Origin of the sequence: Lactococcus termiticola, from assembly GCF_003116835.1 — a bacterium.
GTDB classification, from domain to species: domain Bacteria; phylum Bacillota; class Bacilli; order Lactobacillales; family Streptococcaceae; genus Lactococcus; species Lactococcus termiticola.
Map to the genome: position 1 here is coordinate 1 of NZ_BFFO01000001.1, position 12,826 is coordinate 12,826.

Below are 12,826 nucleotides of genomic sequence, written 5' to 3' on the forward strand. Positions count from 1 at the left end.
GGTGTTTTGGTATATTGAGAGCTTCTATAATCAAAATCGGATTCATCAAGGGCTCAATTATTTAACGCCCAATGAATTTGAACATAAACAACAAAAATTAGCCGCATAGGCAGAAAGGTAATTTACCTATTTTGGTGTCTAGTTTCTTGACTTAATGTCATACAGAATTTCATTTTTGTAACTGAATGAATAAAGGAGTGTATAGGCCTGATCCAGTATCTTTTTTTCTAAAGTAACAGGAGTATTGTAGTTATCATTTGCAGCATATACTCCTCCAAACTCATTATCCCAAAAATTATCTTTCAGAATTTTTTCTGTTGTTTCAATAATTTCTTTGCTACTATGCATTTTTTGTCTCCTTTAGTTTTATAGTAATAAGCACAGCTATGATTAATCCTATTGCTGATCCCACAGCTAAACCGTTAAAGCCAATAGATTGAAAAATTAATCCACCAATTGCTGATCCAAAAGTCAGCCCCAAGTATAAAGCAGAACTGTTAAACGCCATAACAGTTGACCTATTATCAGGAACAATACCAACGATGTATGTTGTCAAAGCAGTGACTCCAAATCCTTGAGCAACTGCTAAGACAATCAAACAAATAATGAGAAGCGTTAAGCTATTTTCGGAAAAACCCATTAAAATTATGAATAATATAGATATTATTCCGTTTACGATTACGCTTGTTTTATGCCCAATTTTATTCATCAAATTTCCGCCAAAAAAACTAGCTACGAAATTTGAAAGACCATAAGTTACAAAAATATAACCTATGGCTACTAAATTTAAATGAAACTTTTCATTTACAAAAGAGCCAAGAAAGGTATATATGCTATAAAAACCAAACATCCAAAATAGAGTAATAAGCAAGGCTGGGATTGCATTTTTAGTTTTAGCAACTGTTATGAAATTTGCAACATATCCTTTGTTCGTAGCTCCAGAGGGTTTTGTGCTGGGTAAAATAGTTAGCAGAATGATGAAAGCTAAAACAGCAATTCCTGCTGAAGCAAAGAAAGCCATATGCCAGTCACTAAGCTGAGAAAGAAATGTTCCTAAAGGAACTCCAACAGCAATGGATAAAGAAAGCGCCGACATAACAATACCCATCACTTTATTTAATTGTTTTCCTTCAAAGTATCCTCCAATAAAAGCCCAAACGTTGGGAAGAAATAATGCTGCACCAATTCCAGCAACCGCACGGAAAATATAAAAAGCAACCAATGAATTTGCAAAAGCACATAGCAAAGTCCCTATTAAGAATATACTAAGACCAGAGAGGAGTAATTTTCGGCGATTATACCGATCTCCTAAAGGTCCAAATATAGGAGCACCAAAAGCATAGCAAAGCGCATAAATTGTTACTCCTAAAGCCGTTTGACTGATTGAGCTCCCAAACTCACGTGCAATTTCAGGAAGTAGTGGAGAGATGATGAAGGAATCAGCTCCTGAAGTAAAGACAGCGATGAATAATCCAGCTATAATGATTGTTTTTTTAAATGTCATCATCGGCACCTCTTAGTTTTTCAATTATATTTTCCGCAGCACGTTCGGCACCATTTACCCATGGAGCGATTTTCGAATATACTTTTAATGCTTCTTTTTTATAGTTTTCATTGTCAATAAATGGTGCAATCTCTTTCTTTAACTCAGCAATGTTGAGACCAATGTTGGTTTTGAATCCCAATGCTTTTAATTTTTCTAACTCTTCCCATTCATGATATTCTTTTTTTGAACTCAAAACGAATATTGCGGGCACTTTTAAGGCGCATAATTCTGTTACACTAATCCATCCAGGATGTGATAACATTAAATTACTTCGCGTCAATAAGCCATACCAATCAGGTAAATAATCAAGGCAAACCATTCCTTCTGGAACTTCGAATTTTTCTCGTGCCAACAAAACCATTTTTATTGCTGAATTGCATTTATGCAATTCTTTAAAGAGTTCAACATATGCGTCTTGCATTGCATATTTATTTTCTACAAACATAGACGTGCCACCTATTGCTGCAACGATGAGAAAATCAGATTTTTTTATTCCTTCTTTTTCTAAAAAGGAGGTCATATCCATGATTTCATTTGTTGGGCGAATCATCGGACCAATAAATTTTGCTTTTCCAGTTGATAAAAAATTAGAAAAGACGGGTGAATTATCTATGCCTTCAACGTAAGGACAGTCTGTTAAGATTTCATCTGCTTCCGTAATAGCCCAATTATAAATAATATTATTTATATATTTTATTGACTCCAATTCCTTTGATTCAAACTCAAAACCTGCTTCTACAAATTGATCTTCAGTCATAGAAGCGAATGGCATATTAAATCTCTCTGTTACAAATACTGATGGAATTTTTCGTATTTTAGCTGCAAATATTCCACTAGCATCTAAATCTGAAACAACAAGATTGATTTTATTGTTTTCAAATTCCTTGAGCAAAAGCAGTACTTTATTACTATTGAAAAATGACTTCCCGAGAAAATTAGGAATTGTTGACTCCCATGTAAGTTTCCCTCCTAACGCTGAATGCTTAGAGTAATCATCCACTTTATTCGGTTTAAGATTTATTACTGTAGCTCCAATGCCCTCAAATAATTGTTGGAAGGTATCTTGCACTGATTCTAAATATACGTAAATATTGATATTTGGATTTTTAGCATATATCGCTTGTGCCACAGCAAACATTCGCATACTATGCCCTGTCCCTGTCCCTGTCGGGACTAATGCAATATTATTTTTCATTTATAACACACTTTCTATTATCTTATCTTTTAATACAATGGAGTCCTCTGGAATAATAGTTCCATCCCGAATCCTCGCTCCTAAAAGAATTAAAGAATTTTTACCGACTTTTACATTATTTCCAATATGAATACTGTCAACAATTGTAGGAAGTGATAGTTTTTTATAATCATGACTAATTGAAACCAAAGTTACCTTGTCTGCGATTAAAGAATTGTTTCCAATATTAATTCCTCCCGAACTCTCAAAAACACAATTATTCCCAATATATGACATGTCGCCAAGCTTTATTCCTGCATTCGGGAAAGCTGAGGATCTTTTGCCTTGGAGTATGGTATCGTTTCCTATTTGACTATCATCAAATTTTTGAGTTGTCAAATTCAGATACTTTTTTGTATAATCAGGACGATGGTTTGAATAATCTGCTTTGACTTTTGAAAGAAACTCTTGAAATACTGGGAATTTATCTATAATTGAATTTCTTACTTTCAAAATTTTTGCTGGATTTCCAATGACTATTGTATAGTCTGCAACATTATCTCTTACAAAACTTCCAGCACCTATAATGCAACCTTCTCCAATCTTAATGCCTTGCTGAATCGTTGCTTTTGCACCCACCCAAGAAAATTTATTGATACGTACAGGATGATCCCTAGTTCCTAGAATTTTTACTCCAGTAGCAATTTCTACTGATTGATTAATCTGAGCATTTTGAATTTGGCATTTAAACCCTATAAATACATTTTCAAGTATGATAGAATTCGTTATAACTGAACCATATCTAATCCAAACCCCATTGTCAGCTATTGCTGTTTCTGATATTTCTACTCCACTTTCGACGAAATTTAATGTTGATGTGTTAAAAGTCATATTTCCACCTCTTTTTACCTTAATTGTAAATGGATAATTTTTTCTTATCAAGTGAAGTAAAGCATACCAGTAACAAGGTTTATACTGCTTTTATCCTCTCTATATTTTTAGATACATGGTATAATATTTGTATCATGAAAAACGAATATATTTCGAGTGCCACGACTCACTTTGAAGTTTGCCCACTTGACACAACGATAAAAATTTTGTCTGGGCGTTGGAAATCAATAATCATTTGCAGATTAATGCAAGAAAATTTGCATTTTAATGAGCTCAGTCGACGTATTCCTGATTGTACGAGAAGAATGCTTGCATTGCAATTGAAAGAGTTAATTGAGGCTGGTATAGTGTATAAAAATAAAACTTCTGAGCTGACAACTTTTAATATTGAATATTCTCTTACTGATATTGGAAACAGTCTACTTCCAGTTATTTCAGAAATGAATGAATGGGGAAGCAAATATTTACTAGCAAACGAAGAGTTGACAGAATCAGAATAACTTGCCCAAACTCATCAAATGGATTGATTTTGGATTTGGACGACTGATTATCTCAGAAAACAGATTTTGCTCCAACAAATCTTGTCAAAGCGTAAATAAAAAAGCCGTCAAATCTGACGACTTTCCCATGTTTTTCAACTCATTTTATCGATTTACCACCACAAAGTTGACAAAGACATTATCATTTATTTCCTCAAAAATAGAATTGAGATATCCCCATCTCAATTCTTGTTCTATACGTTCTAAAAGTCCAACTTTTAAGGGTTGGTTCATTTCGTGAATTTTTTTGTGAACTTTTTGTTTGTTTTTTGATTTTATTGTTTTCTAGCCCACAGTTGAGCTATTCATGCCTTATTTGCTGATATTATATCAAAAAAAACTGGTCAGCAAAATGCTCAACCAGAAATTTATCTTTTTTATTTAATAATGTTCGTCTTTACTTCCAGCCCAACTCAGGTGCAATCTCTTTCACTACTCCTTCGAGAAGGTGGAGATTATAGTCTACACCAAGACTGTTAGGAATGGCAAGAAGAAGCGTATCTGCTTCTTGGATTGCCGTGTCTTCCTTCAGCTCTTTGACGAGTGTCTCCACATCGCCTACATAGTCACGACCAAAGATGGTTGGATTGCTGTAGTTTTCAAAGTAGCCGACAGAATCCTCACCATTGCGGCGGCCGCCGAAATGGTAGAGATCCTTGTCATTTCGGATTGGAATGATTGAGCGCGTCACCAAGGTTCTTGGCTCAAAGTCATGACCAGCCTCGGCCCAAGCCTGCTTATATAGACGGAGCTGCTTAGCCTGCTGAACATGGAAAGGGTCTTCACTTTCATGGTCAACCAGAGTCGAGCTCATCAAGTTCATACCGTGCTCAGCCGCCCAAAGCGCCGTCTTCTGAGAGCCAGCACCCCACCAGATTCGCTGGCGGAACTTAGGAACATAAGGTTCTAGTCTCAAGAGACCTGGCTTTTGTGGAAACATTGGACGAGGATTAGGCTCAGCAAAAGGCTTACCACGGAGAAGATCAAGAAACTCTAAGCCACGCTCACGCGCGATGTTTTCCATCTCCTTCTCAGTATAATCATAGCCAAAGTGTTGCCAACCATCAATCACTTGTTCAGGTGAACCACGGCCGATACCGAGCTGTATTCGACCACCAGCCATGATGTCAGCAACAGAGGCATTTTCAGCCATCATCGCTGGATTTTCATAGCGGAGATCGACCAGGCCGGTCCCGATTTCCAATGTCTTGGTCCTTGCCCCAATCGCCGAGAGCAGGGGATAAGGACTTGCAATCTGCTGGGCAAAGTGATGGACCCGGAACCAGGCCCCATCGAGGCCGATTTGCTCAGCTCCGACAGCCAGCTCCAGCGACTGCTGGTAGGCCTCTGTTGCCGATGAAACCGGCCCAGGACCGTCATGCCAAAATCCAAAACTCAAGAATCCAATTTTTTTCATGAAAGACTCCTTTATGTTTGTTTACGTTTGTAAACTTATTTTAACCCATCTTTCTATTGAAGTCAAAAAATCAGCTTGCAAAGACAATCCGGTTGATAGTGTTCGTAATGCAGGTCTGGAGGACAATGCGTTCTCCGCCACCAGCACCAGTGATTTGGTCCCAGTAGTCGACCTTATCATTGACACCAATGGCGTGGTCGTCTACATCCACTGTCCCGTTCACGGTATAGTTACGGGATTGTCCGTTGCTATCGACCACCGTGATAACCTGGCCCGCCGAAAGACTCAGCACCGGTGCAAAGGCACCGTACTCGTGGCCGATAAAGTGGGTTGAGAGGCCGTCAGCAACGTTACCGCTAGCTTCTCCCCCCCAGGTTGAGGCCTGGCCAGGATTGCTGTCGATGGCTGCCTGACCGCCAGCACGGCCTCCCATGGCGTAATGGTAGCTAGCACCTAGGAAGCTGATGGTCTGGCTGACGACTGCTGGGGCGGGAGCTGGAGCGACTTCTGGAGCAGGAGTAGGGGCAGGACTGGGAGCTTCTACGATGGCTTCGGCTTCAGCGGCGGGCTCTGGGGCTGGTTCTGGCTCTGGAGCCGGAGCGACCTCTTCTACAGGCTCTGGTGCAGGCTCTTCTACTACAGCTTCGGGAGCAGGAGCTTCTACTGCTGGCTCAGAGGGGGCTGGGGCAGATTCCTCGGTCTTTTGCGAGCTTGATTTTGGCGGGGCTTGGCTGGATTGCTGCTCGGTCTTGACTTCTGGTTGAGAAGCGACCTGATCATTTCTCGTAAAGGCAAAGGCGAGGAAGCCTGAGGAGAGGACGGCGAGCGTGCTCAGTGTAACTAGGATTTTTTTGTTGATCATAGGACTTCCTTTCTTTATTTTCTGAATCATCTATCCTAATTCCATTATAGACGCTGTTTTCGATATTGTGAAACCATATACATGAAATAAAGATTTGAATTAAATTAGAAAACTCTAATTTATGAAATATGTTAAAATAGGGACATGGATAAAATCATTAAATCAATTTCAGAAAACGGCCACTTCCGTGCCTTCGCCCTCGATAGCACCGAGACCGTCCGTAAAGCACAAGAACGTCATGACAGCATGCCGACTTCGACCGTCGCCATGGGCCGAACCCTGATTGCCGGCCAGATTTTGGCGGCCAATGAAAAGGGCGACGCAAAGATTACCGTCAAAGTCTTGGGCGACGGGGCCATGGGAGCCATCATCGCTGTAGCCACACCAGACGGTAAGGTCAAGGGCTACGTGCAAAACACAGATTTAGACTACAAAAAAGCCTCTACGGGAGAGGTCTTGGTGGCACCTTTTGTCGGCAATGGCTTCTTTGTCGTCATCAAGGACATGGGCCTGAAACAGCCTTATACCGGCCAGGTTGACCTGATTACCGGCGAGATTGCTGAAGACCTGGCCTGGTATTTCCTCAGCTCTGAGCAGACGCCTGCCTCTGTCGGGATGAGTGTCCTGCTCGATGAAGGCAAGGACAGCGTCAAGATTGCCGGTGGCTTCATGCTCCAGGCCCTGCCTGGTGCGACCGATGCAGAAATCAGTCAGATGGAGGCCAATATCAAGGCCATGCCTGCAATTTCTCAGCTTTTGGAGAAAGAAAAACCTCTGGAGAGTATCTTGGCCAGCATCTACGGCGAAATTCCCTATAAAATTTTAGATGAGTCTGGCCTCAGCTTTGACTGCGATTGCTCAAAGGCAAGATTTGCTGAGGGCATCAAGTCTATCGGTGCCGCTGAAATTACGGCCATGATCGAAGAAGACCATGGGGCTGAGGTGGTCTGCCAGTTCTGTAATCGGAAGTATCATTACTCTGAAGAGGACTTAAACGACCTCATTTTAGATGGAAAATAAGTTCATTTCCTTAGAAAACAAAAAATAGCCAAATCGGCTATTTTTTTCATAATTAAGCATTTTCAACCGCAGTCTTGATGAAGTCTGTATAGAGCTCTTCAGGACGGTTCGGACGAGATTGGAGTTCTGGGTGGTACTGGCAGGCCACAAAGAATTTGTGATCTGTCAACTCAACGATTTCAACCAGGCGGTTGTCTGGTGAAACACCTGAGAAAGTGAAGCCTGCAGCTTCAAAGTCTTCACGGTATTTATTGTTAAATTCATAACGGTGACGGTGGCGTTTTTGGACCACTTCTGCATTGCCATAAGCCTTCGCTGCCCGTGATTCTGGCTTAAGCTTAGCTGGATAGAGACCGAGGCGGAGGGTGCCGCCCATGTCTTCGACATCAATCTGGTCACGCATGATGTCGATGACGGGGTAGGCTGTCTCAGGGTTCAGTTCTGCTGAGTTGGCGCCGTCCATGCCGAGGACATTACGGGCAAATTCGACACAGGTCAGCTGCATGCCAAGACAGATTCCCAGCATTGGGACGTCATTTTCACGGGCGTATTGGATGGCTGCGATTTTTCCTTCTGTCCCGCGCTGCCCAAAGCCACCAGGGACGATGATTCCGGCTGCATCGCCAAGGCGCTCAGCAACGTTTTCAACGGTAACGTCGTTTGAGTTGACCCAATCCAGATCAATCTCAGCGTCCGAAGCATAACCAGCGTGCTTGAGGGCTTCAACAACTGAAAGATAGGCATCAGGCAGTTCGACATATTTACCGACCAGGGCAATCTTAACCTTCTTCTTAAGGTTCATGACATGATCAACCATGGCTGACCAGTCAGTCATGTCGGCTGGAGCGGCATCAAGCTTGAGATGGTCGCAGACAATCTGGTCCATGCCTTGAGCCTGAAGATTGAGCGGGATTTGATAGAGGTGATCGACGTCGAGCGATTCGATGACAGCTTCTGCTGGCACATCACAGGTGCTGGCAATTTTATTTCGGATGTTCTGGGTAATCGGTACTTCCGTCCGCAAGACCAGCATATTAGCCTGGATACCGTATTCACGCAAAGTCTTAGTCGCATTTTGTGCAATCTTAGTCTTAAGTTCTCCAGCTGCCTTCAAGTGAAGGATTGGAACAGTGTGGATATACATGACATTTTCTGAACCCACTTCAGACTTCATCTGACGAAGGGCTTCAATAAATGGCAATGACTCCATGTCGCCGACCGTCCCACCGACCTCAGTAATGATAACATCCGCATCTGTCGTCGTTGCTGCCCGCTTGATTTTTTCCTTGAGCATGTCGGTCACGTGAGGAACCATTTGAACGGTTGCCCCAAGATACTCACCACGGCGTTCCTTGCGAAGAATTTCTGAATAGACCTTCCCAGAAGTGACATTAGAAAACTTATTGAGGTTGATATCGATGAAACGCTCGTAGTGACCGAGGTCAAGGTCGGTTTCGGCCCCGTCATCTGTAACAAAGACTTCGCCGTGCTGGTAAGGACTCATCGTGCCTGGGTCGATGTTCAGGTATGGGTCAAATTTTTGGACCGTGATCTTAAGACCGCGGTTTTTGAGCAGACGTCCAAGTGACGCTGCGACGATCCCTTTACCCATTGAAGATGTTCCACCACCAGTGACGAAAATGTATTTAGTTGCCATCAATTCTCCTTTTTTCTTTGCAATGTTCTGGGAAAATAAAAATAAGCTCCCTCGATAGGGAGCTCCTGTTACCGCAAAAGCGGTGCCCGAACATTATTATATCAAATTTTTGAATTCTGTCAAATGGGGATGGAACTACTATGCCACTTCGGGAAATCGGGCTGATAGCTTCGTTAATTAGAATCCATGTTTTTTTGATAAAGACGATTTTTCCCATCTTTCTGCTGGAGAAAATTTAAATAGACATATTTCCCCTTGAAGTCTGCATTTTCATAAACAAACTGTGCCTCTAAGCTATCCACAAATTGAAAATCGGGACCATCTATAGATTGCATCCCCAAGTCAATACTGGCAGGATAACCATATTTTTCAAAGACTGTATCTAGCGTGACACCACCTGCACCCGTCTTGCTATCACCTACTTTAAGACGTTTATAATCACCTGCTGTCAAAGGATTTTTAAGACCAGCAATATCCGTATTTTTATTGCCTAGATTATACTCCTCGGCAAACTTCAAACGATAAGAACCATCTGTCTGCTTTGCAAAAGTCAGTTCAACCTGTCTTATATTTTGTGAGTTATTCTCATCTCGGACAGTATACGTGATGTCTTTATTTCCTGAATCAACTGGAGTTACCTGCTGAGGCTGGCCATATTTTCGGATAATCTCATCATAGCTTGTGCCACCAGCTGATGTATCAGAATTTCCTATTTTTAGTGCCTCAAAGTCACGAATGGTCCAATTAAAGGCCGGTCCTTTGGAGACTTGATAACGAGGATGACCTGCTAGAAGTGCTGTTTTTCGACCTCCAGGTATTAGAAAAATGATCAAAAGTACCGCTACAAGACCAACAGCTGTAATTCCTAAAACAACATATTTAGCTTTAGAAGTCTTTGCTTCACTCTGAATAATCCCTGATTCAGCAAATTCTGTATTTTTGGACATTTTGTAATCTTTCACTTATAAACCGCCCGCTCACCACCAATCAGCTTGGGCCGGCTCTTCAAAGCCGTCACATGAGCCCCGCCGAGCTCATGAATCAGAGGTCGCAGCGGGATTTGGACATGCTTGACATGCTGGCCAATGGCCGTGTCGCCGATGTCTAGGCCAGCGACAGCAGTAATCTGCTCGACTTCTACAGGCTCATTAAAGAGCTTGTAGGCCGCAACTTGTCCCGCACCTCCTGCATGAAGTTGAGGGATGACTGAAACCTCTTCATAGGCAAACTTTTTAGCTGCTTCCCGCTCAAGGAGGAGGGCCCGGTTGATGTGTTCACAGCCCTGGACGGCCAAGTAGATGTCTCGTTTTTTCAAGGTCTCATAAATCACGCCCACGACAGCCTCGCCGATTTCAGCTGAGCTAGCCTTGCCAATCAGTCCGCCGTTGACCTCAGAGCTCGATAGACCGAGAACAAAGAGCTGGCCTGCTTTGATACCAGAGCGGTCGATGATGTCTTCAATTATAATTTTTGTATCGTCTTTAATTTTTTGCAAGTCCATGAAGGAGACCTGTTCTTTCTAAAATATTGGCAAGGATGAGACCAACGAGATAGCCGACCGTCGTCTGAATCATATTGGGGATATTGGTCAGCGGATTAATCGCCGCCGCAAAGCCAAAGAGGACCCAGCTCGCCAGGAAATAACCCCCCACCATAATGACGCCGGAAATCAGCCAGTTAAGCCAGCGTGAGCGGGTCAGTGCCCCCGTATAACCCTGGAGGCCATGGATGACCAGCGAGAAAAACATCCACTGGGGAAAGCCACTGGTCAGGTCAGTCAGAAAGGCCGCCAGGCCACCAACAATGGCTCCCTCCTTCTTACCAAAGCTAAGAGCTACGGTGAAAATCCCTGCATCAAGCAGGGTCACATAGCCATTGACCGCAGGGATTGGGATCTGTACAAAGCGACCGACAACAAAGGTCACAGCAGCTAAAAGGCCAAGGATGGCAATCTGCCGGGTAGTGTATTTCATTTTTTATTTTCCTCTAGCGGCGAGGACCTGCTCAAAGTCGACGCCGTATTTCTTATCTGCTTCTTCTGGTGTTGCTTCGATGCTGGCCAGTACAAAGTCCACAGCAGACTCAGCCGAGGCCTCAAGGCTTTTGCCATTGACCAGCTCTGCCGTCAGGACTGAGCCAAAGATATCGCCCGTCCCGTGATAGTGGCCGGGGATTTCCTTGGCAAAATAGGTCTGGAGGTCGCCCTCGCCTTCGCTGGTCGCCACACCAATCTTGCCGGCTTCATACTGGACACCAGTCAGGACGATTTGCTTGGCCCCTTGACGGCGAAGTTTGCCAATAAGCTCTTGGACAAATTCTTCAGTCTGCAGACCTTCTGGATAAGGCGTGTCAGTTAAGAAGCAGGCCTCTGTGATATTGGGCATCAGGACATCAGCAAAATCAATGACCTCCTTCATCTTTTCAACAAAGGCCTGGTCAAAGACAGAGTAGAGCTCGCCATTATCTGCCATAACAGGGTCAATGACGACGAGATTATTTGCTTTCTTATAAATGCTGGCAATCTCACGCAACAGGTCAATCTGCTCAGCCGAGGCCATAAAGCCTGAATAAATGGCATTAAAATCAAGCTCCAGCGGTTCCCATGCCTTGAGGATGTTTTTCATTTCATCCGTCAAATCCAGATAGGTAAAGCCTGTGAAACCGCCCGTGTGAGTGGACAAGAGGGCTGTCGGCAAGAGGCGGGTTTCCACGCCATAGGCCGACATGATAGGCAGAGCAACAGTGAGTGAGCAGCGACCGACGCATGAAATGTCGTGGACGGCGAGTACGTTTTTATTTGTCATAAATGACCTCCCTTAAATAAAGCCCTTCTGCTGCTGCAGTCGGGCCAGCTAAATCCCTGTTTTTACTTTCTAAAATCTTGTCAATTTGTTCAACCGGCATCCGGCCATTCCCGATTTTTAAGACCGTGCCAACCATGTTTCTGACCTGCTTGTAGAGAAAGCCATTGCCCCGAAAAATGAACTTGTAGCTGTCCTCTCCCGTCTTGATGAGCTCAGCCCTCGTAATGGTCCGGACCTTGTCGTCAACCGATGAACCCGAAGCCGTAAAACCTGTAAAGTCATGGGTCCCAATGAGCCTGGCCATGGCCTCCTGCATCGGCTTTTCATCCAGCCGATAGCGGAAAAAGGCTTGATAATGACGTTTGAAAGGGCTCCGTACCCGACCGTTTTCCAGCAGGTACTCGTAGATTTTCTCGTGGGGCTCGAATCGAGCATGCCAGTCGTCAGCGACCTGCTCGACGCTATGGACAGCGATGTCCTCCGGCGTCTGCGTGTCCAGTGCAAAGCGGAGTCGCTCCAGGTCACGTGCCACGCCCTTGAGGTCAAAGTGGATGACCTGGGCCAGGGCATGAACCCCACTATCCGTGCGACCAGAACCCTGGAGGATGACCGGCTCATGCGAGTTCAGCCGGGTCAGCACCTTTTCAATTTCAGCTTGGACGGTCCGCTGGTTTTCCTGGCTCTGAAAGCCCGCAAAATCCTTGCCGTCATACGCGATGATTGCCTTGTATCTCATGGCTTTAATTATACCACATTGGAAGGGCTTTAATTTATGTCAGATTCTTTCTTTGTAGTTAATTTTTTGGAATGTTTTAGAGGGAGAAGCTTTGCTTGAGGGCTTTCTCTATGGGACTGTTATAGCCAGAAAAAATTGATGCCCCTGACTTTTTCATAGAGGCTGTGATTTTAGGAAAGT

The 12,826-nt window shown here is 43.6% G+C and carries 15 protein-coding genes; 3 read left to right on the forward strand and 12 right to left on the reverse strand.

All coding sequences use genetic code 11. The features are described from left to right. Position 1: 1 nt before the first annotated feature. Entirely contained in the window at positions 2-109 is a 108-nt protein-coding gene (locus NtB2_RS08820) for an IS3 family transposase (RefSeq protein WP_439956790.1), read from the forward strand. 29 nt (positions 110-138) lie between these two features. Here NtB2_RS08820 and NtB2_RS00010 read toward each other — a convergent pair whose 3' ends face one another. The 4 genes from NtB2_RS00010 to NtB2_RS00025 are packed head-to-tail and all read right to left on the reverse strand — an operon-like array spanning position 139 to position 3,611. After that, positions 139-348, reverse strand: coding sequence for a hypothetical protein (locus NtB2_RS00010; RefSeq protein WP_109244901.1), 210 nt, complete (start codon positions 346-348; stop codon positions 139-141). Beyond that, positions 341-1,507 (reverse strand): MFS transporter, encoded by a 1,167-nt coding sequence (locus tag NtB2_RS00015; RefSeq protein ID WP_225867020.1) that lies wholly within the window; start codon positions 1,505-1,507, stop codon positions 341-343. The genes NtB2_RS00010 and NtB2_RS00015 overlap by 8 nt, the downstream gene beginning before the upstream one ends. Continuing rightward, positions 1,494-2,741 carry a glycosyltransferase gene (locus NtB2_RS00020; RefSeq protein ID WP_109244902.1) on the reverse strand — a complete coding sequence of 416 codons (1,248 nt, stop codon included), beginning with the start codon at positions 2,739-2,741 and terminating at the stop codon, positions 1,494-1,496. Before NtB2_RS00020 ends, NtB2_RS00015 begins: the two co-directional genes overlap by 14 nt. Further along, positions 2,742-3,611, reverse strand: coding sequence for a DapH/DapD/GlmU-related protein (locus NtB2_RS00025; RefSeq protein WP_109244903.1), 870 nt, complete (start codon positions 3,609-3,611; stop codon positions 2,742-2,744). A gap of 134 nt (positions 3,612-3,745) precedes the next feature. Between NtB2_RS00025 and NtB2_RS00030 the strand changes: the two genes are divergently transcribed. After that, positions 3,746-4,111: a winged helix-turn-helix transcriptional regulator gene (locus NtB2_RS00030; protein WP_109245146.1), complete on the forward strand. Its 366-nt coding sequence runs from the start codon at positions 3,746-3,748 to the stop codon at positions 4,109-4,111. A gap of 436 nt (positions 4,112-4,547) precedes the next feature. Here NtB2_RS00030 and NtB2_RS00035 read toward each other — a convergent pair whose 3' ends face one another. Next, positions 4,548-5,567: an LLM class flavin-dependent oxidoreductase gene (locus NtB2_RS00035; protein ID WP_109244904.1), complete on the reverse strand. Its 1,020-nt coding sequence runs from the start codon at positions 5,565-5,567 to the stop codon at positions 4,548-4,550. Between the two features lie 70 nt (positions 5,568-5,637). After that, positions 5,638-6,429 (reverse strand): sortase family protein, encoded by a 792-nt coding sequence (locus NtB2_RS00040; RefSeq protein ID WP_109244905.1) that lies wholly within the window; start codon positions 6,427-6,429, stop codon positions 5,638-5,640. 144 nt (positions 6,430-6,573) lie between these two features. Between NtB2_RS00040 and hslO the strand changes: the two genes are divergently transcribed. Continuing rightward, positions 6,574-7,449 (forward strand): Hsp33 family molecular chaperone HslO, encoded by an 876-nt coding sequence (gene hslO / locus NtB2_RS00045; RefSeq protein WP_109244906.1) that lies wholly within the window; start codon positions 6,574-6,576, stop codon positions 7,447-7,449. Positions 7,450-7,501: 52 nt separating this feature from the next. Here hslO and pyrG read toward each other — a convergent pair whose 3' ends face one another. From pyrG to truA, 6 genes are all read right to left on the reverse strand, one after another. Further along, positions 7,502-9,106 carry a CTP synthase gene (gene pyrG / locus NtB2_RS00050; RefSeq protein ID WP_109244907.1) on the reverse strand — a complete coding sequence of 535 codons (1,605 nt, stop codon included), beginning with the start codon at positions 9,104-9,106 and terminating at the stop codon, positions 7,502-7,504. 173 nt (positions 9,107-9,279) lie between these two features. Beyond that, a complete protein-coding gene (locus tag NtB2_RS00055; protein WP_125194920.1) occupies positions 9,280-10,068 on the reverse strand; it encodes a hypothetical protein in 789 nt (262 codons plus the stop codon). Next, a complete protein-coding gene (locus tag NtB2_RS00060) occupies positions 10,065-10,607 on the reverse strand; it encodes a TIGR01440 family protein (protein WP_109244909.1) in 543 nt (180 codons plus the stop codon). The genes NtB2_RS00055 and NtB2_RS00060 overlap by 4 nt, the downstream gene beginning before the upstream one ends. After that, positions 10,588-11,079 (reverse strand): ECF transporter S component, encoded by a 492-nt coding sequence (locus tag NtB2_RS00065; protein WP_109244910.1) that lies wholly within the window; start codon positions 11,077-11,079, stop codon positions 10,588-10,590. The genes NtB2_RS00060 and NtB2_RS00065 overlap by 20 nt, the downstream gene beginning before the upstream one ends. A 3-nt stretch (positions 11,080-11,082) precedes the next feature. Then, positions 11,083-11,910: a pyridoxamine kinase gene (locus tag NtB2_RS00070; protein WP_109244911.1), complete on the reverse strand. Its 828-nt coding sequence runs from the start codon at positions 11,908-11,910 to the stop codon at positions 11,083-11,085. Then, positions 11,900-12,646, reverse strand: coding sequence for a tRNA pseudouridine(38-40) synthase TruA (gene truA / locus NtB2_RS00075; RefSeq protein ID WP_109244912.1), 747 nt, complete (start codon positions 12,644-12,646; stop codon positions 11,900-11,902). Before truA ends, NtB2_RS00070 begins: the two co-directional genes overlap by 11 nt. Between the last annotated feature and the right edge of the window lie 180 nt (positions 12,647-12,826).